Origin of the sequence: Nisaea sp. (assembly GCF_039990255.1) — a bacterium.
Classification (GTDB): Bacteria; Pseudomonadota; Alphaproteobacteria; order Thalassobaculales; family Thalassobaculaceae; genus Nisaea.
On record NZ_JBDXGG010000018.1, the window covers coordinates 1,090,677 to 1,116,976 of the forward strand.

General features: G+C 57.5%; 27 protein-coding genes. 8 read left to right on the forward strand and 19 right to left on the reverse strand.

The window, feature by feature from the left end; genetic code table 11:
• Window positions 1-167 precede the first annotated feature (167 nt).
• Window positions 168-2,522 (forward strand): AAA family ATPase, encoded by a 2,355-nt coding sequence (locus ABJ076_RS15365; RefSeq protein WP_348184873.1) that lies wholly within the window; start codon window positions 168-170, stop codon window positions 2,520-2,522.
• A gap of 175 nt (window positions 2,523-2,697) precedes the next feature.
• Here ABJ076_RS15365 and ABJ076_RS15370 read toward each other — a convergent pair whose 3' ends face one another.
• A complete protein-coding gene (locus ABJ076_RS15370) occupies window positions 2,698-3,729 on the reverse strand; it encodes an MBL fold metallo-hydrolase (RefSeq protein WP_348184875.1) in 1,032 nt (343 codons plus the stop codon).
• Window positions 3,730-3,923: 194 nt separating this feature from the next.
• Here ABJ076_RS15370 and phnN point away from each other — a divergent pair, with 194 nt between their 5' ends.
• Entirely contained in the window at window positions 3,924-4,481 is a 558-nt protein-coding gene (gene phnN / locus ABJ076_RS15375; protein ID WP_348184877.1) for a phosphonate metabolism protein/1,5-bisphosphokinase (PRPP-forming) PhnN, read from the forward strand.
• Between the two features lie 37 nt (window positions 4,482-4,518).
• Here phnN and ABJ076_RS15380 read toward each other — a convergent pair whose 3' ends face one another.
• Genes ABJ076_RS15380 through phnG form a run of 8 tightly spaced genes read right to left on the reverse strand, consistent with a single transcriptional unit; the run spans window position 4,519 to window position 10,982 of the window.
• Window positions 4,519-5,133 carry a DapH/DapD/GlmU-related protein gene (locus tag ABJ076_RS15380; protein WP_348184879.1) on the reverse strand — a complete coding sequence of 205 codons (615 nt, stop codon included), beginning with the start codon at window positions 5,131-5,133 and terminating at the stop codon, window positions 4,519-4,521.
• Between the two features lie 34 nt (window positions 5,134-5,167).
• Complete coding sequence (locus ABJ076_RS15385) at window positions 5,168-6,319, reverse strand: alpha-D-ribose 1-methylphosphonate 5-triphosphate diphosphatase (protein WP_348184881.1); 1,152 nt, start codon at window positions 6,317-6,319, stop codon at window positions 5,168-5,170.
• A gap of 2 nt (window positions 6,320-6,321) precedes the next feature.
• Window positions 6,322-7,038, reverse strand: coding sequence for a phosphonate C-P lyase system protein PhnL (gene phnL / locus ABJ076_RS15390; RefSeq protein ID WP_348184883.1), 717 nt, complete (start codon window positions 7,036-7,038; stop codon window positions 6,322-6,324).
• A complete protein-coding gene (gene phnK / locus ABJ076_RS15395) occupies window positions 7,038-7,826 on the reverse strand; it encodes a phosphonate C-P lyase system protein PhnK (protein WP_348184885.1) in 789 nt (262 codons plus the stop codon). Before phnK ends, phnL begins: the two co-directional genes overlap by 1 nt.
• Entirely contained in the window at window positions 7,823-8,764 is a 942-nt protein-coding gene (locus tag ABJ076_RS15400) for an alpha-D-ribose 1-methylphosphonate 5-phosphate C-P-lyase PhnJ (protein ID WP_348185913.1), read from the reverse strand. The genes phnK and ABJ076_RS15400 overlap by 4 nt, the downstream gene beginning before the upstream one ends.
• A 16-nt stretch (window positions 8,765-8,780) precedes the next feature.
• Window positions 8,781-9,899 (reverse strand): carbon-phosphorus lyase complex subunit PhnI, encoded by a 1,119-nt coding sequence (locus tag ABJ076_RS15405; RefSeq protein WP_348184887.1) that lies wholly within the window; start codon window positions 9,897-9,899, stop codon window positions 8,781-8,783.
• Window positions 9,900-9,903: 4 nt separating this feature from the next.
• The gene (gene phnH, locus ABJ076_RS15410) at window positions 9,904-10,518 is read right to left on the reverse strand and encodes a phosphonate C-P lyase system protein PhnH (RefSeq protein ID WP_348184889.1); all 615 of its coding nucleotides are present in this window, start codon (window positions 10,516-10,518) and stop codon (window positions 9,904-9,906) included.
• Between the two features lie 2 nt (window positions 10,519-10,520).
• Entirely contained in the window at window positions 10,521-10,982 is a 462-nt protein-coding gene (gene phnG / locus ABJ076_RS15415; protein WP_348184891.1) for a phosphonate C-P lyase system protein PhnG, read from the reverse strand.
• Window positions 10,983-11,114: 132 nt separating this feature from the next.
• Between phnG and phnF the strand changes: the two genes are divergently transcribed.
• From phnF to ABJ076_RS15430, 3 genes are all read left to right on the forward strand, one after another.
• Entirely contained in the window at window positions 11,115-11,834 is a 720-nt protein-coding gene (gene phnF / locus ABJ076_RS15420; protein ID WP_348184893.1) for a phosphonate metabolism transcriptional regulator PhnF, read from the forward strand.
• A gap of 163 nt (window positions 11,835-11,997) precedes the next feature.
• Window positions 11,998-12,663: a hypothetical protein gene (locus ABJ076_RS15425; protein ID WP_348184895.1), complete on the forward strand. Its 666-nt coding sequence runs from the start codon at window positions 11,998-12,000 to the stop codon at window positions 12,661-12,663.
• A complete protein-coding gene (locus ABJ076_RS15430) occupies window positions 12,641-14,341 on the forward strand; it encodes a thiamine pyrophosphate-binding protein (protein WP_348184897.1) in 1,701 nt (566 codons plus the stop codon). Before ABJ076_RS15425 ends, ABJ076_RS15430 begins: the two co-directional genes overlap by 23 nt.
• Window positions 14,342-14,425: 84 nt before the next feature.
• Here ABJ076_RS15430 and ABJ076_RS15435 read toward each other — a convergent pair whose 3' ends face one another.
• Genes ABJ076_RS15435 through ABJ076_RS15450 form a run of 4 tightly spaced genes read right to left on the reverse strand, consistent with a single transcriptional unit; the run spans window position 14,426 to window position 16,438 of the window.
• The gene (locus ABJ076_RS15435) at window positions 14,426-14,884 is read right to left on the reverse strand and encodes a periplasmic heavy metal sensor (RefSeq protein ID WP_348184899.1); all 459 of its coding nucleotides are present in this window, start codon (window positions 14,882-14,884) and stop codon (window positions 14,426-14,428) included.
• Window positions 14,881-15,321, reverse strand: a complete 441-nt coding sequence (locus ABJ076_RS15440; RefSeq protein ID WP_348184901.1) for a hypothetical protein — start codon at window positions 15,319-15,321, stop codon at window positions 14,881-14,883. Before ABJ076_RS15440 ends, ABJ076_RS15435 begins: the two co-directional genes overlap by 4 nt.
• Window positions 15,321-15,890, reverse strand: a complete 570-nt coding sequence (locus tag ABJ076_RS15445; RefSeq protein ID WP_348184903.1) for a sigma-70 family RNA polymerase sigma factor — start codon at window positions 15,888-15,890, stop codon at window positions 15,321-15,323. Before ABJ076_RS15445 ends, ABJ076_RS15440 begins: the two co-directional genes overlap by 1 nt.
• Before the next feature lie 35 nt (window positions 15,891-15,925).
• Window positions 15,926-16,438, reverse strand: coding sequence for an EF-hand domain-containing protein (locus ABJ076_RS15450; protein ID WP_348184905.1), 513 nt, complete (start codon window positions 16,436-16,438; stop codon window positions 15,926-15,928).
• A 189-nt stretch (window positions 16,439-16,627) separates the two neighbouring features.
• Between ABJ076_RS15450 and ABJ076_RS15455 the strand changes: the two genes are divergently transcribed.
• From ABJ076_RS15455 to ABJ076_RS15465, 3 genes are all read left to right on the forward strand, one after another.
• On the forward strand, window positions 16,628-17,566 hold the full coding sequence (locus tag ABJ076_RS15455; RefSeq protein ID WP_348184907.1) for a 3-keto-5-aminohexanoate cleavage protein: 939 nt from the start codon (window positions 16,628-16,630) through the stop codon (window positions 17,564-17,566).
• 5 nt (window positions 17,567-17,571) lie between these two features.
• Entirely contained in the window at window positions 17,572-18,378 is an 807-nt protein-coding gene (locus ABJ076_RS15460) for a shikimate dehydrogenase (protein ID WP_348184909.1), read from the forward strand.
• A 120-nt stretch (window positions 18,379-18,498) separates the two neighbouring features.
• Window positions 18,499-19,464, forward strand: a complete 966-nt coding sequence (locus ABJ076_RS15465) for a hypothetical protein (RefSeq protein ID WP_348184911.1) — start codon at window positions 18,499-18,501, stop codon at window positions 19,462-19,464.
• Window positions 19,465-19,532: 68 nt separating this feature from the next.
• Here ABJ076_RS15465 and ABJ076_RS15470 read toward each other — a convergent pair whose 3' ends face one another.
• From ABJ076_RS15470 to ABJ076_RS15495, 6 genes are all read right to left on the reverse strand, one after another.
• Window positions 19,533-20,327, reverse strand: coding sequence for a xanthine dehydrogenase family protein subunit M (locus ABJ076_RS15470; protein ID WP_348184913.1), 795 nt, complete (start codon window positions 20,325-20,327; stop codon window positions 19,533-19,535).
• Window positions 20,328-20,355: 28 nt separating this feature from the next.
• On the reverse strand, window positions 20,356-22,719 hold the full coding sequence (locus ABJ076_RS15475; RefSeq protein WP_348184915.1) for a xanthine dehydrogenase family protein molybdopterin-binding subunit: 2,364 nt from the start codon (window positions 22,717-22,719) through the stop codon (window positions 20,356-20,358).
• 64 nt (window positions 22,720-22,783) lie between these two features.
• Complete coding sequence (locus tag ABJ076_RS15480; protein WP_348184917.1) at window positions 22,784-23,242, reverse strand: (2Fe-2S)-binding protein; 459 nt, start codon at window positions 23,240-23,242, stop codon at window positions 22,784-22,786.
• 298 nt (window positions 23,243-23,540) lie between these two features.
• Window positions 23,541-24,176: a carbon monoxide dehydrogenase subunit G gene (locus ABJ076_RS15485; RefSeq protein ID WP_348184919.1), complete on the reverse strand. Its 636-nt coding sequence runs from the start codon at window positions 24,174-24,176 to the stop codon at window positions 23,541-23,543.
• Between the two features lie 135 nt (window positions 24,177-24,311).
• Window positions 24,312-26,027 carry a Na(+)/H(+) antiporter subunit D gene (locus tag ABJ076_RS15490; RefSeq protein WP_348184921.1) on the reverse strand — a complete coding sequence of 572 codons (1,716 nt, stop codon included), beginning with the start codon at window positions 26,025-26,027 and terminating at the stop codon, window positions 24,312-24,314.
• A complete protein-coding gene (locus ABJ076_RS15495) occupies window positions 26,011-26,298 on the reverse strand; it encodes a hypothetical protein (RefSeq protein WP_348184923.1) in 288 nt (95 codons plus the stop codon). The genes ABJ076_RS15490 and ABJ076_RS15495 overlap by 17 nt, the downstream gene beginning before the upstream one ends.
• Between the last annotated feature and the right edge of the window lie 2 nt (window positions 26,299-26,300).

The window sequence follows — 26,300 nt, forward strand, 5'->3', positions numbered from 1 at the left end:
GAAGTCGGTCACTTGACCGCCTAGGTCAGCAATGGGTGAAAAGTGTGAATTCGCTGCGGCTTGAACGAATTACTGCAAACCGACCGAAAACTTTCAAAGAAACTTGTCAGCACACAGCCCTAGATGGCAACCTATAGAGGTGTTGTATTCTAGGTGTCGTGCATTGGATGATTGAGAAAATACATTTAGCAAACGAAGGTTCCTACGACGCAACGGGAACCGGTTTGAATGGTCTTAGGGCGCTGAATTTTATCTTCGGACCAAACGGTTCCGGAAAAACGACGATTTCCCGTGTCATCGCGGGTACGAATGTCAATGCTGGGAGCATGTTGAGCTGGGTGGCGGGAAACTCGCTCGATACACGGGTCTACAATCGCGATTTCGTTGTAAAGCACTTCGACACGCCAGGAAGCATCAGGGGTGTTTACACCCTTGGCGAAGGCAATGTCGAAGCGGTCAACAAGGTTGCAGAGCTCAAATCCGACGAAGACGAAATCGACAAGAAGCTCAAGAACCTGAAAAAGACACTCCACGGTGATGACGGCGCCGGTGGCAAGCAGAAAGAACGGGATGATCTCAGCGAAAAGCTGGTCGAGGATGTCTGGAAAGCCAAGCGGGGTTGCAGCGATCTTGATGACGCCTTCTCCGGCCTGAATAACAACAAAAAGAAATTTTGTCAGCGTTACCTTTCAGAGGCCGAAAAGAACGAAGCTGAGCTATGGGAAATCGGGGCACTACGGAATGACGCCGCAACGGTGTTCTCGAATTCCCTGATGCAGGCGTCTGCTCTTCCAAAACCGGACGGCCAGCCGCTCCTGGCGCTGGAAACATCGGAAATTCTGGGCAAAAAAATCATCGGCAAAGATGACGTGGATATTGCTGCCGTGATCGAAAAGCTGAGCAACAGCGATTGGGTCCAGCAAGGGCGGCGCTATTTCGATCAACTGGATGATCAGTGTCCATTTTGCCAACAGAAGACGGACCGGTCCTTTCGGCAAAGTCTCGAAGAATATTTTGATGAAAGCTACGTCAGTGATCTCGCCGCCATCGAAAGCCTGCGCACCGACTATGAGGAAAAAGCAAGGGCACTGCTCGTAGCATACCAGGCTCCGGCTGTGATCGACTCGCCGTTTCTGGACCGCGATGCCTTCGAAAGTGACCTTACTGCGCTGCGGCTTGCCCTTGAGGTCAACCGCAACGCCATCGAAGGAAAAAAGAAGGAACCGAGTACACCGGTCACACTCAAAGACACGCAGCCACTTGTCGCAGCGGTGGATGACCATGTGGATGCTTCGAATGCTAGGGTTCAGGAGAATAACGATACGCTGAACAATCTCGACGCCCGTAAGAAAACCCTGATTGCGCAGGTGTGGCGGCGGTTACTCGAAGATACCAAGCCGCTTTTTGAAACATACCAGACGGCCAGCGGGAACTTGGACACGGCGATCATCAATCTGACGAATCAGATTACGCAACGCGAAGAAGAACTGAAAGAGAAACGGCAGGAAGTCGAGGACACCGAGAAGCAGATCACGAGTATCAAGCCGACGATTGAAGCGATCAATAAATTGCTGAAATCATTCGGCTTCGTGAATTTTCGCCTCTTGGAAAGTGCCGATGAGGGCTTTTACGAAGTTAAGCGGCTTGACGGCGAAGACGCCAAGGGAACACTGAGTGAAGGTGAAAAATCTTTCATCACCTTCTTGTATTTCTATCACCATATCAAAGGATCGTTTTCCGCAATCGGCGCAAACACCGACCGCATCGTGGTTTTCGATGATCCGGTATCGAGCCTCGATGCCGATATCCTATTCATCGTGTGCAACCTGATCAAAGGGGTTATCAACGAGATGCGCGCCGGAAACAGCGCGATCAAGCAGGTGTTTGTGCTGACGCACAACATCTATTTTCACAAGGAAATCACATTCCATAAAAATCGCAGTGGTGCCGATGCGATGCGCGACGAAACCTTCTGGATCGTTCGGAAAACCTCAACACGGTCCGAACTTGTTCCATCTTTGGAAAATCCAATCAAGTCCAGCTATGAGCTGCTGTGGAGGGAAATCAGGCAGAATCCGCCGTCAGAAACTGCAATCCAGAACGTGATGCGCCGCATCATTGAGCACTATTTTAAGTTTTTCGGCGGTATCACGCCTGAAGAGATTGTCGACAAATTCGAGGGGCAAGAGAAGATGATCTGCGCCTCGCTGTTTTCCTGGATCAACGACGGCTCTCATTTTGCGAACGACGACCTATTTATGTCCTGTGATCCTGGACAAATTGGCCGGTATCTAAGAGTCTTTCAGCGCATATTCGAAGAGTCGGGGCATGCAGGTCACTACAAAATGATGATGGGGGACGCCTATGTCGCCCTGCCGGACCGAAACGAAATAGGCGTGGAGCAGGTAGCTTCTGAGGTGGCCGCCGTCGCCATCAATGCCAATACCGCGACTGCTCAAACTAATGATGCAATAGGTTTAGTAGGCGGTGACGAAGGCCCTGCCGGTGATAATGCTCCATAGGGAATTGCCAACTTAATTCGGTCGGCCCATTCGGGCCCTTATTGGACGGATTTGGCACTCCGCATTGCATGATATTGACAATCGCGCAACGACCGCAAAGAGTCGGGAGAGGCCGGATAGGCAATCAGGCTCTGCAGGTTGGCTCAATGTGGTTGGAGCCTCGCAATAGTGAGGTCTAGGCAGCCCGCCCGTATCGATACGTTCCGTTCTCAGCCAGCTCCCGCGTTATCTGCCCGTCCTCGATCAGCATATGCAGGTGGGCCAGCGTTTCGCCGACGGCGAAGCGGGTCTGGTGCAGGTCGAGCTCGCGCGTGAAGAGGATTTTCATCACCTCGGCGGCTGACGACGGACGGTCGCAGGCCGCGATGGTTTCCTCCAGCCGTTCATCATGGTGACTGCGGAGTGCGTCGATCCGGAAATTGATGCCGCGATAGGGGCCGTCATGTCCCGGCAGGACGAGGATTTCGTCCTTTCCGCCCTTCATGCTGTCGAGGAAGGTGAAGAAATCCTGCAACGGGTTGCCGTCGGGCTCGGTCCACCAGACGGCAATGATCGGCGTGATGCGGGGCAGCAGCAGATCGCCGCCGAGCATCAGATTGTCTGCTTCGGAGAACAGGCAGACATGATCCGGTGAATGGCCGGCGCCGAAATAAGGGCGCCAGGTGCGGCCGCCGATCTTGAATTTCGTATCCGGGCCGATACGGTTGAATGATGGCGGGATGGGCGAGACCAGCTTGCGGTATTCGTTGCCGATCTTGCGAATTTCGCCGCCGATACCCTCGCCGAGACTGAGCCGTCCGTAGAAATCGACCATCTGGTCGACGAAATCCTCGGACGTGTCGAGATAGTAGGCGCGGGCATTCAGCCATTCGGTCCGGCTCATCCAGAGCGGGGCGCCGGTCTGCTCCTGCAGCCAACCGGCGAGACCGACATGATCCGGATGAAAGTGCGTGCCGATGATGGCCTGCACCGGATCGTCCCCGATCACGTCCTTCAGGATCTTCGTCCAGGCCGCCCGGCAAGCTTCCGAGTTCAGGCCGCAATCGACAATCACCCAGCCGGCATCGTCTTCCAGCAGGTAGAGATTGACGTGATTGAGCGAGAAGGGCAGCGGCAGGCGCAGCCAATGCACACCCGGCGCGACTTCAAGGAGCGCGCCGTCTTCCGGCCGCGTGTCTCCGAGCAGATAGGTAAGTTCCTGTGTCATGGTTGCGGACATTAGTCAGCGCGCGTGTGACTGGAAAGTGCCTAATACGAACAAGTCGCCCGGATAATTCGCCAAACCATCGGGCGAGGCCTGTTTCCCGCATGTTAAGGATCTGTGAAATGCGCGCTTGAGCCTCGCCATGCCGGGGAGGAGGAGCTAGTAATAGCCTTCCTTATCCAAGTGAGTTTTCCCGAATGAACAGTCGCTCCAACACCGGTACTCTCTGGCTCGTCGTGGGGCCGTCCGGTGCCGGCAAGGACAGCCTTCTGGATGGTGCCAAGGCCGCTTTATTGGACAGTCCGGACCATTATTTCGTCCGCCGTGACATTACGCGCCCGGCAGATGCGGGTGGCGAGGACCACAATCCGGTGTCGGTCGCGGAATTCGAGGCGACGCAGAAAGAGGGCGGCTACTGCCTGAGCTGGGAAGCCCACGATCTGCGCTATGGCATTCCCAAGGCGATTGAAGCGGAATTGTCTGCCGGACGGCATGTCATCGTGAATGTGTCGCGTGCGCTGATCGACACGGCGCGCGAGATGTTTCCGGATGTGCGCGTGGTGAATATCACGGTACCGCGCGCGGTTCTGGAAAGCCGCCTGAGGGGACGGGGGCGGGAGAGTGAGGCCGATATCCAGAAACGTCTGGAGCGGGCCGAGGCCTTCACGCTCGAAGGGCCGGGCGTGATCACCTTCATCAACGACCGGCCGCTTGAAGAATCGATCGCAGCATTCACGGCAATATTCACGCAATAGGCGAAATATAGGTAAAATCCGATATTTCGATAGGTGCTTAACGATATTTGGCCAGGAAATCGGCCGCCGGCAGAGTCCGGAAGTCGCTCATGCGCTCTTTCAGCAAGGCATGTGGCCAATCCCACCAGGCCAGTTCCAGCAAACCTTCGGCTGTTTCCTCATTCACCCGGCGTTTGATCTCCTTTGAAGGAACACCGCCAACGATTGTATAAGGTGCAACATCCTTGCTGACGACGGCTCCAGCCGCGACAACAGCGCCCGTTCCGACATTCACACCGGCAAGCACAGTCGCGCCGTGGCCGATCCAGACATCGTGTCCGATGGTGCAGTGATGCTGGCGGCGCCAGTCGAAGAACGCTTCGTCATCGTCTCCCAGTCCGTACGCAGCCGCGCGATAGAGAAAATGATGCTGCGACGCCCGGGTGCTAGGATGATTTCCGGGATTTATGCGCGCATGAGAGGCGATTGAGCAGAATTTTCCTATCGTCGCGTAAATGATGTCGCTGTCATTCACTACGTAGGAATAGTCGCCCATCTCGGTCTCGATGATAGAGGTACGGGCGCCGACTTCCGTCCAGGCGCCAAGCTCGCAGTCCCGGACCTGGGCGGTTTCATGCACAGTCGGCATCGAGGAGAGTTGTGTCTGTCCCATGAGGCGGGCTTTCCGTCTTTCGTTCAAAAAAGCGTCAGGTGACGCGCGTACCGCCCCGCATGACCTTGCGGACCACCGGGGTGCCGTCTTTGGCCTGGCGGACGCGGATCAGGTCGGCCCGTTTGCCGGGAAGGATCTCTCCACGGTCGTCGAGGCCGACCATGTGGGCCGGATTGGACGTGACCGTCGCCAGGGCTTTTGGCAGGGATAGGCCGTGCTTCTCATGCAACATGAAAGCGCCGTGCAGCATGCTGGCCGGGACATAGTCGGAAGAGAGCGCGTCAAGCACGTCCGCTTCGGCGAGCGCGCCGGCGGAGACATTGCCGGAATGCGAGCCGCCACGGACCACGTTCGGCCCGCCCATGATGTTGGTGAGGCCTTTCTTGCGGGCATGCTGGGCTGCTTCCAGCGTGGTCGGAAATTCGCTGATGGTCAGGCCCAGCTCATGCGCCTCGTTTACATGACCGACCGTGGCGTCGTCATGGCTGGCCGTCACCACATCCATATCCCGGCAGGCAGCGGCGATGGCCCGGCGGTGCTTGTCGGAATACAGAACCTGGTTCTTCTTGCGGTCCTCGACCATGGCATCGAACGCGGCATCGCTCATGGCGTGCTTGCCGGTGTAGTAGATCTTCAGCTTTTCCAGATCGACGAATTGACGCTGGCCGGGCGTGTGGTCCATCAGGGAGACCAGCCTGACCAGCGAATCTTCCTTGAACGGCTCGAACAGGGTGAGGGCGCTCGGATTGCCGACTTCGCAGCGCATGTGCAGGAAGTGGCTGGCCCGCAGCATGTCATGCGCGCTCGCCTCACGGATGGCATCGGCGGATTCCATCAGGATCTTGTCCCGGGCGTCGTCCCGCAAGGTGCCGCCGACGGCAACCGCATCGAGCACTGTCGTGATACCTGCCGCCGTGACTTGTGCGTCGTGTGCCAAAAGGGCGGACATGACCGGCCAATGGACCTTCGGGCGCGGGATCAGGTGCTTTTCGAGATTATCCGTGTGCAGCTCGACCAGACCGGCGATCAGATAGTCGCCGTCGAAATCAATAGCGCCGGGCGCTGCGGTGCGTCCTTCGGAAATGTCCTCGATCTTGCCATTCCGAATTGTAACGGTGCCATGCACTTCACCATCGGCCAGAATGATCCGTGCATTGGTCAGAATGGCATCGGGGGCCTCGCTCATGCTCACGCCGCGCTCCTTGCAGGTTGAAGTTCGTATGTCCGGGTACCGACCGCTTCGCGAACGGCTTGATCGTGGAAGATGCCGACAATGGCCGCCCCGTTTTGCCGGGCTTCGGTGATCAGGTCCATGACTGTTTGCCGGTTTTCCGCATCGAGCGAAGCCGTTGGCTCGTCGAGCAGGAGAACGGGGTAATCCTGCACAAGGGTCATGGCGATATTCACGCGTTGTTGCTCCCCGCCGGAGAAGGTCGCGGGCGGTAGGGACCAGAGGCTTTCCGGGATGCGCAGGCGGGCGAGCAAGGTCGCCGCTTTTTCGCGGGCCGAGACTTCGTTGATGCCGCGGGCGAGAAGGGAATCGGCCACGAGATCGAGCGTGCCGACGCGGGGAATGACGCGCAGGAACTGACTGACATACCCAAGCGTCCGGGCCCGGATATCGAGCACGACATGCGGCGCGGCGCTGACCAGATCGATGAGTTCATCGTCGTGCCGGATCAGGACCTGTCCCGATTGCGGCAGGTAGTTAGCGTAGAGCGAGCGAAGCAGGGTCGATTTACCGGCACCTGACTGCCCGGCGAGGATGACGCATTCTCCCTGTTCGACAGTGAAGGAAACATCCTCCAGAACCGGCAGAGTGACGCCGCCCTGATTATGCAGCGTGAAGCTCTTCATCAGGCTGTCGACGCGGATCATGTCTTTGTTTGTACTGGTCATGGTCATCACACCGGCAGGATCGAGGAGACGAGAAGCTGGGTATAGGCATGCTGCGGATCGTCTAGCACCTGATCTGTCAGGCCCTGTTCGACGACGCGGCCCCGCCGCATCACCATCAGTCGATCCGACAGCAACCGGACAACGCCGAGATCGTGGGTGACGATGATGCAGGCGATACCGAGCTGGCGCACCAGCCCGCGCACCAGATCGAGCAGTCGCGCCTGGACGGACACATCGAGGCCGCTTGTCGGCTCGTCCATGAAGACGAGGCGCGGTTTGGTGACAAGGTTGCGGGCGATCTGCAGGCGCTGCTGCATGCCGCCGGAGAAGGTCCGGGGAAGGTCGTCCATACGGCCGAGATCCATCTCGACCTTTTCAAGCCACTCCGAGGAGACGTCCCGGATGCTTCCGTAATTGCGTTCGCCGACGGCCATCAGCCGCTCGCCGACATTGGCGCCGGCGGAGACGTTCATCCTCAGCCCGTCGCGGGCGTTCTGGAAGATGATCCCCCAGTCCGTCCGCATCAGCATGCGCCGTTCGGCTTCTGACAGGGCGTAAATCTCCTGCAGGCCGTCGACCCGCGTGTTGAAGCGCACGGACCCGGCCGTCGGTTGCATCAGACCGGAAGCACAGCGCAGAAGGGTGGATTTTCCGGAGCCGGATTCACCAACGATCCCCAGCACCTCGCCGGGATAGAGCGAGAAATCCACATCTTCGCAGCCGATCTGATGACCGTATTTCTGGGTCAGGCCTTCGACTTCAAGCAAAGGTCCGTTGTCACGCAGCGCCATCATTTGGCGGCTCCCTTCTTTGCGGGATTCTGTGGTTCACCCTGATCGCCGACATGGCCGGCCTCCCGGCGTTCTGCGCAATAGTCGCTGTCGGAGCAGACATACATCTTGCCGCCGGCATCGTCGGTGATGACCTCGTCGAGATAGCTGTCATCCGCGCCGCAGAGCGCGCAACACTGCTCCCAACTCTGGATGGTGAAGGGGTGATCCTCGAAATCGAGGCTCTTCACATCCGTATATGGCGGTACCGCATAGATCCGTTTCTCACGCCCCGCACCGAACAGCTGGAGAGCGGCCATCTGGTGCATCTTCGGATTGTCAAATTTCGGGATCGGGCTCGGCGCCATGATGTAGCGGCCGTTTACCTGCACCGGGTAATTGTAGGCGGTCGTGATGCGGCCGAAGCGGGCGATGCTCTCATAGAGGCTGACATGCATGACGCCATACTCCTCAAGCGCATGCATCTTCCGGGTCTCGGTCTCGCGCGGCTCGACCCAGCGCAGCGGCTCCGGGATCGGCACTTGATAGATCAAGATCTGATCGTCGGTCAGTGGCTTTTCCGGAATCCGGTGACGGGTCTGGATCAGGCTTGCATCTGCCGTCTTCTCGGTTGTCGCCACGCCTGCTGTTTTGGCGAAGAAACGCCTGATATTGACGGCGTTCGTCGTGTCGTCCGCGCCCTGGTCGATGACCTTCAGCGTGTCTTCTTGGCCAATCACGGCAGCGGTCACCTGCATACCCCCGGTGCCCCAGCCATAAGGCAATGGCATTTCCCGGCTGCCGAACGGCACCTGATAGCCGGGAATGGCGACGCCTTTCAGGATCGCCCGGCGGATCATCCGTTTCGTCTGCTCGTCCAGATAGGCGAAATTATAACCCTCGACCTGTTCGACCGGCTTGTCGTGCTCCGGCGCCTGCCAGGGCTGCGCTTCTTGCGTCATGCTCATGGATCTCGTCCTACTCGGCTGCGGCCAGTTCATCGTCATCGGTGCGTTCCGCCTTCTCGCGGGCTTCGATCTCCTTGCGCAATTCGCGCACAGTCACGAGTTCGCCCTGGAAGTCGACGTAGTGCGGTAATTTCAGGTGCTGCACGAAGCCAGATGCCTCGACATTGTCTGAGTGATAGAGGACGAATTCCTCGTCCTGGGCAGGAGCGGTGATCTCTTCACCGAACTCCTTGGCTCTGAGAGCCCGGTCGACCAGTGCCATGGACATGGCCTTGCGCTCGCAATGGCCGAAGGTCAGGCCATAGCCGCGGGTGAATTGCGGCGGCACTTTCACCGAGCCCTTGAACTGGTTCACCATCTGGCACTCGGTAACGGTAATCTCGCCGATCTCGATTTCGAAGCCGAGTTCCTCCGGCTCAAAGGAGACGGCAAGCTCGCCCATGCGGATCTCGCCGGCAAAGGGGTGATTATTTCCGAAGCCGCGCTGGGTCGAATACCCAAGGGCCAAAAGAAAACCTTCATCACCGCGTGCGAGGTTCTGAAGCCGTGTCGCACGGTCCGCCGGGAAGGACGTCGATTCCCGGGTTAGGTCGGGCACCGGGCCACCCTCGTCATCTGGCAGATCGAGTTCGATCAGGCCTTCATGGTCGAGGATATCGGCCACGCGCGGCATGCCGTCAGCGACAGGCTCCTCCGATTTCGGAGCTTCCGGCGTCTCGCCGTTTGCGGCCAGGGTGAAGTCCAGCAGACGGTGTGTGTAATCGAAGCTCGGCCCAAGGATCTGGCCTCCGGGCAAGTCTTTATAAGTGGCGGAAATTCGTCGTCGGATCTGCATGGCGCCGGTATCGATTGCTTCCGATGCACCGAACCGGGGAAGGGTGGTGCGATACGCCCGGAGCAGGAACACCGCTTCCTGGATGTCTCCGTTAGCTTGCTTGATGGCCAGGGCAGCAAGATCGGGATCGTACAGCGAGCCCTCGGTCATTACCCGGTCGACAGCAAGGGGGAGCTGTTCGCGGATCTGCTCGATGGACAATTCCGGAACCCGGCGGTCTCCGCGCCGGATATCGGCTAGGTAGTGCAGCGAGTTCTCGATGGCCTTGTCGCCACCTTTTACAGCCACGTACATGGGGCTATTCCTTTCCGCTCTGCAGGGTGACGTCTGTGGTGCGGGGCAATGCCGTCATGGAGGCGCCCGACACAAAGACGAGGTCGATGCCGCGCGGAAAATAGCGTTGCAGTTTCGTGCGCGATTCCCAGAACGCCGCCGGGACGTCCGGCAGGCCAAGTTGTGCGCTCTCCTTGATACCAGGGCCTGTCAGGACGAGAGGACCGTTTGTCGTGATTGTTTCGACCTGGATGATCAGGGTGGCGCCTAGTTCGGGATACTCTTCCGTGCCCGTATTGAACGCGCTGAGATCGTCGGGTGTGCCGTCAAGAATGGCGAAGGCGGCGTCCTTCGTGCCGGGCACGATCCGCGTGCCGCAGTGGAATTTCAGATAGGTTTCTGCGGCTTCACTCGATAATGCAGGGCTGAGATAGAGTGGGGTTTCGAAATCGACCAGCGCCAAGGCAATGGCGGTTGCGGCGAGATCGAGTGACTCTGGCCCTTCAATGCCGAGATCTACAGTCTCGATGCTTCCCGGACGTGCCATGGCGTCGAGCAGATGGCGGAACACCAGTTGCGATTGGCTGACCGGATCGGAGAAGCCCGGCTTCAGTGTTTGGAGTGAGTTGTTCGCTGACATCTTCAGTTCTCCCGCGCCACGGTAAAGAACTCGACTTTCGTGGCCGCGGCCTTTCGGCTCGCAGTATCGCGGCTCTGCTGATGACGGAGTTCCAGCGGCTTGATGATCGAGTGCTCGACTGTTTCGGCACGCTCTTCGTGCTGCATCAGGGCGTCGATTACCGCCGCAATTTCTGCATGTTCCTTGTTCCGGCCCGAGACATATCCGTGTCCGAGGACTCCGCTCTCGAGCCCGACCGAACAACGGGTTACCGTCATTTCGCCGAGATTGAAGCGGTTGCCAGTGCCGCCCATGCGCCCGCGCACCATGACCATGCCGATTTCCGCCGGGCGGATCCGAGTCCAGGAGGGCTGGTCCGGCAGGTTTTGCCAGAGACTACGCAAGTCTTCGAAGGAGGCCTTGGCGAGGATCGACATCCATCGCTTCCGAGCTGGTGACTGATGCTGTGGTGACTGAGTCCCCATCGGTCTATCCTTTTTTCTCGACAAATTTCTAATTTGTCTAGATGTCTATATCTATCTTTGTTATACGGATGTCGGCGCTCCGCTGCAACAGGAGTGCAGTGACATTTTGATGACTCATCGGGTGAGGGTGCCTTGATTGAACGAAAAAGCGGCCAGTCCCTTTGGCGTCAGATCGCAAACAACATTTCGGACGCCATCCGTTCAGGCACGTATCCGCCCGGCAGCAAACTGCCGACCGAAGCCGCGCTGTCGCAGCAATATGGCGTGAACCGGCATACGCTTCGACGGGCTGTTTCAGAACTCGCAGAAGCGGGCGTCATCCGGGTGGAGCAGGGGCGGGGAAGCTTCGTCCAGGAACATGTGCTGGACTATCTCGTTGCCAAGAAAACGCGTTTCTCGGACAATGTGCTGCGGCAGAAGCGGACCCCAGGCGGCCGGACATTGCTTCTGACGGAGGAGGTCGGTGATCCCGCCATTCTGAAACAGCTCGGTCTATCCCGAGGGACGCATCTTGTCCGGCTTGACCGGATCGGTGAAGTGGACGGTCGGCCTATTTCTGTCGGCAGTCACTATTTTCCGGCTGCCAGGGTTCCGGGATTCGCGGAATTGCATGAGGAACTGAACTCGATCACCAAGGTCCTGACGCATCTTGGCTATGGCGAATACACGCGCCTTGAGACTCGTGTAACGGCACGGATGCCGGACGCCGAAGATGCTGAACACTTGCAGCAACCGCGCAATCGGCCGGTGCTGGTGATCGAATCCATCAATGTGGATCCGACTGGCATGCCTATCGAATATGGTGTTGCCCGATACGCTGCGGACCGCTTTCAGCTGGTATTCGAAAGCTGATCAGCCTAATCAAGGCGAGTGTTCGTCGCAGATTCGAATGAAACTTATCGCAAAGCGATCCTTGACCGGCGGCGTTGCATTGCGCGAGGTAGAGGCAGCAATTCAACCTGCGCAAAGCGGGACGACAAAAGGGAGGCGGGAAACAATCCCGCCAATAGGATAGATGGCAACATCCACCTACGTTCTGCGTCTGATCAAAGACGTGTTTTCTCCACATGCGGTCTCAAAACGTCTGCCCGACGGATATCGGATTGTCTATTGCAACGCCGGTGATTTGAGCTTCGAGGGCGGCTCGGTGCTACAGCCGGATGAGGCGCGATTCATGCGTTCCGGCATGGCGGTGCGGGCCGGGACCGAAGGCGGTGAACTATGGCGTTGGGAGCTGGACGAGACGTCAGCTGAACCGCAAGTGGATCTGGGCGAGAGCATTCAGAGCCAAATCGTCGAGTCGAATGAGGTTCCCACCGTTGAGAATATCGAAGACTGGCTGATCCGATGCGACAGCGTGTTGTTCCCGACGGGCGGCACTGCCGTTCCGCATAGCCATTTGGGCCCGGGTATTCGCTGTATTCGAAACGGCAAACTTACACTTTCGACGGATACGCTCTCCAGGGACTATATGCCGGGTGATGCTTGGTTCGAGCCAGGTTCCCAGACTGTCTGGGCGGAAGCCTGCTCACAGGAATGCACACGTTTCATTCGGGTGCTCCTGTTGCCGAAAGATGTCAAAGGCAAGAGTTCGATCCACTACCTCAACGAAGCGGATCGCCGTAAACCGAAATCCCAACGATATAAGAGTTATGTAGATGAGCTCCTCTCTCTCAAGTGACAGTGTCGGCCTTGGTCGTCTCGGTGGCCATATTCTTGTCGATGCGCTGGTTGAGGAGGGGGTCGATCTTGTCTTCGGCGTGCCGGGCGAAAGCTATCTGGCGGTTATCGATGGCCTGCAGGAGCGTAACGGTATTCGTACCGTGATGTGCCGCCAGGAAGGTGGCGCGGCTATGATGGCCGATGCTTATGGCAAGCTGACCGGCCGTCCCGGCGTCTGCATGGTGACCCGAGGTCCCGGCGCGACCAATGCCAGTGCGGGCGTACATGTTGCGTTTCAGGATTCGACGCCGATGGTGTTGCTTGTCGGTCAGGTGGCGCGCTGGATGGTTGAGCGCGAGGCGTTTCAGGAAATCGACTATCGCCGGATGTTCGGCCAGATGGCCAAATGGGTGGCGCAGATCGACGATGCGGCGCGCATTCCTGAATATATAAGCAGGGCGTTCCACACGGCTGTTTCTGGCCGTCCGGGCCCGGTAGTGCTGGCGCTGCCCGAAGACATGCTGATGGATTATGCCGATGTGTCCGGGATCGCGCCCTATGTACCGGTCGAGCCGCATCCCGGACAGCAGCAAATGGCCGATTTCCGCGCTATGCTGGACAAGGCGGAACGGCCGGTGATGATTGTCGGCGGTGGCGGCTGGGATCGTGAGGCGTGCCAGCGGATCGAGAAGTTCGCTGTTGCCAACGGCGTGCCGGTCGGCGCTTCCTTCCGATGTCAGGACTATTTTGACAACCGGCATCCGAACTACGTAGGCCATGTCGGCATTGGCATCGATCCGTCCCTCGCGGCCCGCATTCAGGAAAGCGATATGGTGATCGCGCTCGGCACCCGACTGGGGGAGATGACCACCGGCGGCTACACTATGTTCGACATTCCGCGCCCGAAGCAGGGGCTCGTGCATATCCATGGCAGCGCGGAAGAGCTTGGCCGGGTGTATCAGGCCGATATGATGATCAATTCCGGGCCAAGAGCTTTTGCGGAGGCTTTGGAGGCAATGGTTCCGGTCGATGGCGCCAGCCGGTCGAAGACTATTGCCCAGGGCCATGCTGACTATCTTGCAACGCTTGAGCCGTTACCGGTTCCGGGCGATGTGCAGATGGGCGAAATTGCCGCTTGGCTGAACGCCACACTGCCGGACGATGCGGTCATCACCAATGGCGCCGGAAACTACGCCAACTGGATGCATCGCTATTATCAATATCGTGGCTACCGCACGCAACTTGCACCGACCAGCGGGTCGATGGGGTACGGTCTGCCGGCGGCGGTTGCTGCAGCACTTGTGCATCCCGAACGGGTTGTCGTGTCGATGAATGGCGATGGCTGCTTCATGATGCACGGCCAGGAGTTGGCAACCGCAATGCAGCATGGTGCGAAGATCATTGCCATCGTCATCAACAACAACATGTATGGCACCATTCGTATGCATCAGGAGCGCGAGTTTCCTGGGCGGGTGAAGCATACCGAACTCCAGAACCCTGATTTTGCGGCATTGGCAAAAGCCTATGGAGCGAATGGTGAGACGGTTCTTGTAACATCGGAATTCAAGCCGGCGTTCGAACGGGCCCTCGCATCAGACAAATCGACCGTGATCGAGGTGAAGATCGATCCGGAAGCTATCACGCCGAAAACCACACTCTCTGCCATCAGGAAAAGTGCCTTGGAAAAGGCCAGCTGAGATCAGGCTTTTTCGTTTTAGCGTGTCCTTGTTTCAGAGGCGGCTTTTGGACAAAGTCCCTAAGCCGCCTCTGAACGACAACGCTTAATCGTTGTCATCCATGCGATGTCTGCCGAGAGATTTGACGAGTTTGCGCCGCTGTTCCGGCGTCAATTGCTCGACGATATCGATCATGAAGGAATGAGTTTCTGCCCGCATCCGGTCGAAGACCTCATTCATCGATTCCAACGCCTGGAGATAGGCGGTCCTGTCGAACGGTTCCTGCAAAAGAGTGTCGCGAATTGCGTCCCGTTTATCGCGGGATTCTCGGCGGGATTCCCGCATAGTCTCTGAATGCGCCTCCAATCTCTCGCGAAGAGTTGGCGTCAGACTGTCTCCGAGGGCCCTCTCGATTTTCCGGGTCATCGACGCGCCGTGGTCCCGACTCTTCGGTTCACCATGCCAGCGGTCGAAACGGCCAATCATGATGCCCGCGAAGAACAGGTTCAAGGCAATCGATGCAAACAGGGCCAAAGCAAGAGTGCGTGTCCGGGTCCAGGTCATAGGAAATTCTCCTCAACGTCTGCGCCCAGCGCACGTTCAATCATAGTCACTTGATCATTCAAAGTCGTATCGGTCTCTGCAGGTAAGTCCGTGAAGGTGATGCCGACGATGAAACCCGCCGCACTCGCCGCGACCAGACCCGCTGCGGGCTGCCACAAACCACCGAACGGCCATAAGGTGTTTAGCAGCCCTTTCAGGTTCAGCCCTGCTGGCGCGCGGACTTTGTCCGGCGATGGAACAATGGTTATTTCCTGCGTAGCCATCATGGCATCGAGTTCGAAATCCAGAGTTTCAGCCTCGTCGAGTACGGTTTGGAGAGCCGGATGGATCTCCAAAAGTTGGAGTGCCAGTGGTCGTTCATGCTCCGGCCATTTTGATGGATCGCCTCCGAAAGCATCCGCCAGTTCCCTGAATCTTGCTTCACTCATGCTTGTCATCAGTGTTCTCCGACAGCTGCTGTTTCAAATGTGCCGGACTGTTGGTCCAGCATGATCTCTTTCAGTTTCTTCCGTGCTCGCCGGAGCAATGATTCCAGAGCATCGATACTGATATCCATCGTTTCCGCAGCCTCGTCGGCCGTCATGTCCTTGAGATGGAACAGCGAGATCGCGATTCTCTGGCGCTCGGGCAGAAGATCCACCGCATCACGCACGTTCGTCTCCGTTCTTTTCCGGGCGAGGGTCTGTTCAGGACCGGGAGTGCTATCCTCGATTTCCTGATCCGCGATATCGACCGTCGAACGCCGGGCTCTCAGACGGTCGATGCACAGGTTATGGGCTATTCTGTAGATCCAGGACTTCGCCTTGCCGTTCGGGCTCCACCGCGGGGCATGGGACCAGACGCGGCCGAAGGTTTCTTGCGAAATATCCTCGGCATCGCTCTGGTTCCCGAGCATGCGGTAGGCAAAGGCGGATATCGGCCCTTGATGGCGCAAAACGAGTCTGTCGAAGGCTATCTCGCCACCATCGGCGACGAGACAGAGCAGCTCATTATCAGATTCAGTCATGCACATTCCCGATTCCACGAACCGCTTTGACAGGTCTAGCGCGTGCATTCCATTTTGCAGCCAGACATGCCGCCGTGCGTGTCACTCAATCCTTTGCCGTGATGTTTGCCATACCCTTTCATTGGCCGGGTTGTGGCTTCTTCCATCGTGACGACACCGTCGCGATCACGATCCATATGCTGCATCATCCTGGTACCGGAGCGGGCGAACTCGTCGGTGCTGACGGCACCGTCGCCGTCCGTGTCCATCCGGTTTAGCATGCGTTGTTGACGTTTCAGGCGCATCTCTTTCCGGGCAACATCGATTTCTTCGACATCGATCACACCGTCATCGTTCGTGTCGATCTCGGCCGCGCGTTTGCCACGGGACTGGTAGATTTCAGCCTTTGTCAACTTGTCGTCACCGTTTTCGTCGGCGGCTTTGAAGCGCTCTATCATCCGAGCCTTGAATTCTTCGCCGCCATGCTTGCCTTTCATGCCTTCGCTATGTGCAAGCGCCGGGGTAAGGGCGATGGTGCCGAGCAGGGCGACAGCAAACAACTTCTTCATATCGTCAGTTCCTTCACTGGACTGTCCCGTTTTCAATCAACGGGGATATCCATAAAACGTGGGCCGATGCGAAATCCGTCGCTGTTGGTGCAAATAAACTATTTTTCCTGAGAGGCTCTTTTAAACGACCGATCCCGGGAGTAGCCTCCAAGCTGTTAAACGAATTAAAAAAAAATTCTGGAGGAAGTAATGGCGTCGGCAAGTAAGAAAGTGATCATCTCCTGCGCGGTCACAGGCTCTATTCACACACCGACAATGAGCCCGCACCTGCCGATTACGCCGGATGAGATCGCCGCCGATGCGATAGCGGCAGCAGAAGCCGGAGCATCTATCCTTCACCTGCACGCCCGTAATCCAGAAGACGGCAGCCCGACGCCCGATCCTGACATGTTCATGAAGTTCTTGCCGCGGATCAAACAGTCCTGCGACGCGGTCGTAAACATCACCACCGGCGGTGGTCACGGCATGAGTCTGGAAGAGCGCCTCGCGGCTGCATTCCGAGCCAGCCCGGAGATGACCTCGCTCAATATGGGGTCGATGAATTTCGGTCTGTTCCCGATCCTCGACAAAATGAAGGACTTCCAGCATCCGTGGGAGCCTCAGTTCCTCGAAAATTCCCGCGACTTTATCTTTCGGAACACCTTCAAGGACATTGAGTACATTTTGAAAGAGCTCGGGGACGGCCATGGCGTGCGCTTCGAGTTCGAATGCTACGATGTCGGCCACCTTTATACGTTGGCGCATTTTGCTGATCGTGGCTTGGTGAAGCCGCCATTCTTTGTGCAGACGATCTTTGGAATTCTGGGCGGTATCGGTGCGGATGAGGAAAACCTCATGCATATGCGCCGGATCGCCAACAAGCTGTTCGGCGACGATTATGAATGGTCCGTTTTGGCGGCGGGCCGTCACCAGATGAACTTTTGCACCATGGCGGCCATGCTCGGCGGTAACGTTCGGGTCGGGCTTGAGGACAGCCTGTTCATCTCAAAGGGCAAACTGGCCGAGAGTAATGCGGATCAGGTGGCCAAGATTCGGCGCATTGTCGAGGATCTCTCTCTTGAGGTGGCAACCCCGGCGGAAGCTCGTGAGATGTTGGCGCTCAAGGGCGGCGACATGGTGAAGTTCTAGAGCCGATGTCCGCAACACTCGATATTACCGGGACGACCCGTGTTTACGGAGTCATTGCCGATCCGATCGCACATGTGCGTGCGCCGATTGTTTTCAACCCGCTGTTCGAGCAACGGGGCACAGACGCGGTTATGGTGCCGGTGCACGCCCCATCAGACCAATTGGAGATCGTTCTGGATGGTTTGAAGGCACAGCCCAACTTTGGAGGGTTTGCCGTAACCGTCCCGCATAAACTCGCTATCATGGGGCTCTGTGATGAGGTAGGCCGTCAGGGCCGCCTCGTCGGGGCCGTCAACGCGGTCAGGTTCAATGCGCAAAGGCGTATGATTGGCGATAATTTCGACGGAGCGGGTTTCGTTGCCGGGATGCGCGCGGAAGGACATGAGGTCACTGGTCGTTCCGTGCTGCAATTGGGCGCTGGTGGAGCGGGCAGGGCAATCGCTTTTGCCCTGGCTGATGCCGGCGTCTCCCGGCTGGTCATCCATAACCGGACACGTGCAAAGGCCGAAGAACTGGCAGCGGCTGTCTCAGCTGCTTATCCCGAGATTCCTGTCTCGGTTGGTGCGGCAGAACCGGATGGCTGCGAGATCGTGATCAATACCACGTCGGCCGGACTGCATGACGGTGACCCGTTGCCGATCGACGACAAATTCCTCAAGCCAGATCTTCTTGTGGCTGAAATAATCATGATCCCGGAAAAGACACGGCTGCTCGAATCAGCTTTGAAGAATGGCTGTAACGTTCAATATGGCCGACATATGCTGGATAAACAGATTGATTTAATTGGCGAATTCCTGGGGTGTTTTCAGTAAAGTTTGACGTGGACGCACCATCGGGTACACAAATGGACAGTAAATCGAACTGATTTCCGCGCAATACTTTGGAATCAGTGCGTAGTAACTCGGTCCGGCGCTGTGCCGATTAGGTAGTGTATGAGTAAAGATCCGGTCAAGGCGAACCTAGGACGGATTCGTATCGCGCTCTGCGGTAAGAACCGGCAGGTGTTGCTTCCTGTCCGCTCGGAGCTTATGAGCATCGGCTATCTCGACACCGAGTGGATCAGGTCTGACGAAGATCTGCGCCGATGGACCGTGTCAGGAATTCCGGATCTGATTGTCGCCGATCATGCTCTGGACGAGGGCGCCGCGATCCAGACCGTCAAAGAGATCCGGAGCGGTGATCTGGGTGAGAACCCCTTTGTCGTCACGATCATGACAACCTGGGCCAACGATCCCGTTTCAATTCGCGCTGCGATAAATTGCGGTGTCGATGATCTGATAGTTGCTCCTTATTCAACAGGGCAGTTACTCGAACGCATCAAGAAGATGATCACGGATCGCAAACCTTTCATCGTAACCAGCGATTATGTAGGCCCGGAGCGGCGCCGTGATCCGATGCGGAAGTGCGATATTCCGACATACGAGCCGCCGAATACCTTGCGCATGCGTCAGAATGGTGAGAACGTCGATGCGGCAGGCATTCGAGAGCAGATAGCAAAGAGCAATACTGAGATCACAGAAGAAAAGCTGCGCCGTATCGGCTTTCAGATTTCCTTTCTGGTCGATCTTATTCTGCCGGAGTTCGGTGTCGGTGAGTTCGACGTCGAGCTGAGGACAAATCTCGATCGATTGGCCTCAATGACCGAGGAAGCGGTGCAACGGCTCGAAAATACGAAGTATGAGCCTGTATCGCAGCTCTGCAAATCGCTACACAAATTGTCCAGTCGGATAGCGGCGGAACCGGACAGAGCTGCTCCGGATGATGTCGAACTGCTGAAACCGCTGGCACGCGCTATTCTTGAAGCGTTCTTCCCTAGCGAGGAGACCAGCGATCTCGTCGGGCAAATCAGCGGCGCAATATCCAACTACAACGAGCGGCGGACACGGTCGGCTTCCTGATTGCTGAAATCAAAAGCCCCCGGACGCATTGTGCCGGGGGCTTTTCAGGATCTTGATACGAACGTCAATCAGATCTTAGCGACGGCCCGTTTCGCCATCACAGTGATGAGATGTGCGCGGTAGTCGGCGCTTGCATGGATATCCGCATTCAGATCGTCTGCTGCAACCTTCACATTTGCAATCGCGTCGGCCGAGAAACTGCCAGACAGAGCATTTTCCATCTCTGGAACGCGGAACACGCCATCCTGACCGGCGCCAGTTACGGCAACACGTGTGCCGGCCGGGCCGTCTGCAACGAATACTCCAACCAGCGCATAGCGCGAGGCAGGGTTCGGAAATTTCACATAGGCGGCCTTGTTCGCGACCGGGAAGGAGATCTTGGTGATGATCTCGTCTTCCTCAAGGGCGGTCTCGAACAGACCGGTGAAGAAATCGTCTGCTGCAATGTCACGCTGGCTGGTGTGGATTGTAGCACCGAGCGCAAGACACGCCGCCGGATAATCCGCCGCGGGGTCGTTGTTCGCAACGGACCCGCCAATTGTGCCCCGGTTTCGCACCTGTGCATCGCCGATATGGTCCGCGAGTTCCGCAAGCGCGGGCAGGGCGGATTTGATATCGGCGGAGGAGGCGACTGCCGCGTGGTTCGTCATTGCACCGATTGTAACGGTGCCTCCACTGACCGCAATCCCCTTCAGCTCCGCGATGCCGCCGAGATCGACCAGATCGGACGGGCTGGCAAGGCGTTGTTTAAGGGTCGGGATCATGGTCTGGCCGCCGGCAAGCAGCTTTCCGTCATCCGCACCCTTCATGGCGCTCGCCGCATCCGCGACGCTGGCCGGTTTGTGATGTTCGAACTCGTACATCTTTTGAGTCTTCCTTCCTGGCTTTCGCTTACTCTGCGGCCTGCAGGGCCGACCATACTTTTTCCGGCGTCGCCGGCATGCTCATATCCCGGACACCCCGGTCCCAGAGCGCATCGATAACCGCATTTATAACGGCGGGAGGAGAGCCGATGGCTCCGACCTCTCCAACACCTTTCACGCCGAGCGTGTTGTGGGTGCAGAGCGTGCCCTGCGTCGCCACATCAAATTTCGGCAAGTTGTCGGCACGCGGCATCGTGTAGTCCATGAAGGAACCGGTCACGAGCTGCCCACTATCATCATACGCGGCAAATTCAAGAAGCGCCTGCCCGATTCCCTGGGCGACACCGCCATGCACCTGGCCTTCGACGATCATCGGATTGATCACCCGTCCCACGTCATCTACTGCCGTGAACTTGATCACCTCGGTAACGCCGGTCTCCGGATCGATCTCGACCTCGCAGATATGGCAGCCGCCGGGGTAGGTGAAGTTTGCCGGATCGTAAAAGGCTTTTTCGTCCAGACCCGGCTCCAGTTCATCGTGCGGGAAGTTGTGCGGGACATAGGCCGTGAGAGCAACTTCGCCAAATGCCATGGAGCGGTCGGTTCCGGCCACCGTGAAGTTACCGTCCTTGAATTCGATATCGTCGGCCGATGCCTCGAGCACATGGGCCGCAATCTTCTTGGCCTTGTCGATGATCTTGTCGACAGCCCGGATCAGTGCCTCGCCACCGACGGCGAGGGACCTTGAGCCGTAGGTGCCCATGCCGAACTGCACCTTGTTGGTGTCGCCATGGCTGATCTCGATGCTCTCCATCGGCAGACCAAGACGGTCCGACACGAGTTGAGCGAATGTGGTCTCATGTCCCTGACCATGGCTGTGAGTGCCTGTGAATACGGTCACGGAGCCTGTCGGGTGCACCCGGACCTCTGCCGACTCATAAAGCCCGGCACGAGCCCCGAGAGAGCCGACAACGGCCGACGGCGCGATACCGCAGGCTTCGAGATAGGTCGAGTACCCCATCCCGCGTAGTTTGCCGCGGCTGGCGGCTTCCGCCTTGCGGGCGGCAAAACCGGCAACATCTGCGATCTGGGTGGCAGAGGACAGGGTCGCTTCATAGTCGCCGCTGTCATATTGCAGAGCCACTGGCGTCTGGTAGGGGAAGGCATCGGTCGGGATGAAGTTCCGGCGGCGGATTTCCACCTTGTCGATCCCGGTTTCGCGCGCTGCCTGATCGACGATACGTTCGATCAGGTAGGTTGATTCAGGCCGTCCTGCGCCGCGATAGGCATCGACTGGCACAGTGTTGGTGAAGATCGCCTTCACATTGGCGTGGATTGCCGGCGTTGTGTAGGTGCCGGCAAGCAGGGTGGCGGAAAGATAGGTCGGCACACAGGGCGCGAACGTAGAGAGATAGGCTCCCATATTCGCCTGGGTCTGAACCTTCAACGCAAGGAATTTGCCGTTCGCGTCCAGTGCAAGTTCGGCGTGGTTGATCTGGTCCCGGCCATGCGCGTCAGAGATAAAGGCCTCGCTGCGGTCCGCTACCCATTTGATTGGTCGGCCGATTTTCGGTGCAGCCCAAGTGACGATGGCTTCTTCGGCGTAGTGGTAGATTTTTGAGCCAAAACCACCGCCAACATCCGGCGCCACCACGCGGAGCTTGTGCTCGGGAATGGATAGCACGAAGGCACCCATCAGCAGACGGATCACATGCGGGTTCTGACTTGTGGTGTAGAGTGTGTACTCACCCGATGCGGCGTCGTACTCGCCGACTGCGGCACGCGGCTCCATCGCGTTCGGGACTAGGCGGTTATTCACCAGATCAATCTTGGTGATATGCGCGGCTTTCGACATGGCCTCGTCAACAGCAGCCTCGTCGCCTATTTCCCAGTCAAAGCAGAGGTTTGAGCCGATATCGTTATGCACCAGAGCCTTGTCGGTAAGGGCATCGGCCATGCTGACGGCGGCTGGCAGGACCTCGTATTCGACGGTGATTCTCTCAGCCGCATCTTTCGCCTGACTATAGGTGTCTGCGATCACGACAGCGACTTGATCGCCTACATATCGGACCTTGCCTTTGGCAAGCGGCGGGTGCTCCGGCTCAAGCATCGGCGAGCCATCCTTGGAATGGATCTGCCAGCCACAGGGCAGGGAGCCGACCTGCATGTCTTCGCCCGTGAAAACCGCAAGCACACCCTCTGCAGACTTGGCCGTCGAGCAGTCGATTGAGGTAATCTTTGCATGCGCATGCGGGCTGCGCAGAATATATGCGTAGGATTGACCCGGGCGATCGATATCGTCCGTGTAGTTACCTTTTCCAGTCAGAAATCTGAAGTCCTCGACGCGCTTTACGGCGGCGCCTATGCCCGTACCTGTCGTTCCGTCCGGCATTATTTCCTCCCGTTTCGCATGGCAGTTTATCTGCCTGTCTTTTGCAGCTTTTTATGCCTGGTCTTTAAGCCTCCGCCGCCTGCTGAACGGCTTTGACGATGTTGTGATAGCCGGTGCAACGGCAGATGTTGCCTTCCAGCCACTCACGGATTTCGCCTTCGCTCGGCGTCGGGTTTTTCTTGAGCAAATCGACAGCGCTCATCACCATGCCCGGAGTGCAGAAACCGCATTGCAGGCCATGGTTGTCGCGGAAAGCCTCCTGCATCGGGTGCAGCGTGTCGCCGTTGGCGAGGCCTTCGATGGTTGTGACGTCCATACCATCAGCCTGAACGGCAAGCATGGTGCAGCTTTTCACGGAATCGCCGTTCACATGCACGACACAGGCGCCGCACTGGCTGGTGTCGCAGCCGACATGTGTGCCGGTCAGGTGGAGTTGTTCGCGGATGAATTGAACGAGAAGGGTGCGCGGCTCAACTTCACCGCTTACAGACTTCCCGTTCACCGTCATGGATACGGTGGCCATAGGCTCTCTCCCAGTTATCTCTCCAAGGCGCCGTTTGCCGGCTCCTGGACTTCAAGGTTCCGACTGTGTCGAATGTTTGAATTCTCGACTTCGAAGACAGTCTCTCCGCCGTTCGGTCCAAGGTCAAGCGAGGATAGGAGAAGCACAGAAATCCGGTGCGGCAGGAAACCCTTGCTGTCCCGACGGAGTGCGGATATCTCTCGAAGCGGCGAAATCCAAACACAAAAACGGCGCGAAACTCCCGTCTCGCGCCGTTTCTTTCTGGCCGGAACCTTGTCCCGGGAGAAATTCTGCCTGTCTAGAAGTCGAGGCCGTGCATCGCGTACCAGACCAGGCTGGCGATCGCGAGGCCGCTTGTCAGGATCACCATCCAGTGCAAGCCGTGATACACGTTCTCTGCGGGAACCCCATTCTCACTCATTGCATTTTCCTTTCCATGGTCGGTTGCTGCCGGCGTCCTTTCTTCGGCCGCCTGAGTGTCTGAGGTGCCGGAACCAGCAGCGACGGTTTCACTGAACGTCTTAAAGAAATCGTTCGCCATTTTCTTCGCGGTCGAATCGATCAGGCGTGCGCCGATCTGTGCAAGCTTGCCGCCAACCTGAGCATTAACCTCGTATTTCAGCAGCGTTCCGCCTTCAGCTTCCGAGAGCGCGACCTTCGCGCCACCCTTGGCAAATCCGGCTGCGCCACCCTTTCCTTCGCCGCTGATCGTGTAGCCGTTCGGCGGATCGATGTCTGAAAGGGTTACGGCACCGGAGAATTTCGCTTTCACCGGGCCGACCTTGGCTGAAACCTTGGCATCGAAACCGGTATCCGAGGTCTTGTTGACCTCCTCGCAGCCGGGGATGCACAGTTTGAGGACTTCGGGATCGTTCAGCGCTTCCCATACAGCCTGCTTCGGCGCCGGAACCAGATGTTCGCCAGTCATGTCCATAGCGGTGAACCTTTCTTCACAAGGGCATTAACCCGAGGCGTTGCCATTATCATCTTTTTCGCCACCGTTCCAGACAAGCTGGATCAGGTGGAAATCCATCGGAAGGGAGCCGCGGCCGCTGGCAGCCGGGGCAGCTCAGACGGCTGAGTAGCTGACAATCAAAGCCACGAGCAACAGGAAGGCGACGATTGCAGCTGCATTGCCGACGCGGGCAATGTGTCCGGATAGACCACCGGGCGCAAACATTGTTGCGGACGCTGACATTGCGTTTCTCATGACTGTTTTCGCGTTGTCCGTGATGCTTTGGTAGCTGATATCAATAGCATTTCCCAGTTGGCCTAACGTTTTTGGCAGGTAACGCCTGTAGACCCAGTCGAAGTCCAGGATCGTTGCTTTCAATAGCTGTGGGTAGAGACCCGTTCGCGTGAGAACGATGAAAGCCAGTACGGAGAACAACAGAAGCTGTAGCTGCGTTATGACATGCGACGTCGTATAGGGATCATAGTCGATGTTGAACGGAAGCAGCGCATAGAGCGGCGCCGGCCATACACCGAGACCTATGCAAAGGATGGCCGTGACCCCCATTGCCGCCAGCATGTTCAGCGGTGCCTCTTGCGGACGGAGGCCACGATCACGCGCGAAGAAGGCTAGGTAAGGAATTTTGATACTGGAATGCAGGACGACTCCCGCGGACCCGAACAGCAATACTGCCCAAGCGAACCAATATCCTTCTTTGCCGGAGGCCGATAAGATCAGGGACTTCGAGACGAAGCCTGAGAACAAGGGAACAGCGCAGATAGATGCAGCGCCGACCATACATAATGCCGCTGTCCAGGGCATGGACCTGTAGAGACCGCCAAGCTCTGATGCCTTGCTGGTTCCCGTCCTGAACAGAACGGCGCCGACTGCCATGAACAAAAGTGCCTTATAGAGGATGCTGGCGACGGCATGCGCCGCCGTTCCATTAAGCGCAAGTTCGGTACCGATGCCGATGCCGATCACCATAAAGCCAAGTTGGTTGTTCAGACTGTAAGCCAGAGTGCGCCGCAGGTCGTTTTCCAACACGGCATAGAAGATCGTGAACAGGATCATTCCTGCGCCGATCCAGATCAGCATCTCAGTGCCTGCAAAACCTCGCGCGAGGGTATAGACGGCAAGTTTTGTCGTGAATGCTGAGAGCACCACTGTGCCGGTGACTGTTGCCGCGGAATAGGCGTCTTGCAGCCAATTATGCAGTAGCGGGAATGCGCATTTGATGCCGAAGGCCAGAAGGATCAGCCAGGCGCCGGGAGCTTCAAGTCCGAAATGATCGAACGCGATTGAGCCTGTCGCGGTGACATGGACGATCAGGCCAGTGAGAAGGATGACGCCGGAGCCCACCTGGATGATCAGATATCGCATACCGGCGCGGTAAGCGGTTTCGGTTCCGCTGGCCCAGATCAGGAAAACCGAAGAGACGGCGGTCAATTCCCAGAAAATGAACAACGAAACCAGATCGCCTGCAAGAGCGGCTGCGACGGCGCTACCTGCATAGATTTGCGCGGCAGTGCGCTGCACTCGGTCAGGTTCATGCCACGCATAGATGTTTCCAAGCAGCGCGGCGATCAGGAAAATCGTCGCAAAAATACGTGACAAGCTATCCAGGCGAAGGAATTCGAGCTCGTAATCGAGCATCGTGACCGTGGCATGGTTTCCATCCGGCAAGGCGAAGAGATAAACCAGCAAAACGGCCGGGAGGAGCAGCACATAGAACCGTCCGATGCGGTTGTCGAGGAACGGAACAAGCAGCCCACCGAGAATCAACAGCAGACCGGGGCTGAGCGGGGAAAAAAGATCAGCGATCATGGTCATAATAATCTTCGTCCCGCGTTAGGAAGGTTCGCATCAGTTTCGCAGCCAGCACAAGACCAATGCACATGACGAAGCCGTAGATGGCATAGAAGCCAAACCATGCCTCAGCTTCGAAATACGGGTGCTTGTGATAAAATCCGTCTGCGGCAAAGAGCAGGGCGCAGACAACCAAGACCGCAACAATGATCTTGTTGACGTTGCTTTGAGTGTCGAGCCAGCGAGGTTGTTCGTCAGGCTTTGAAAGGAGCTCCGGATTATCGGATTTGGTCATCG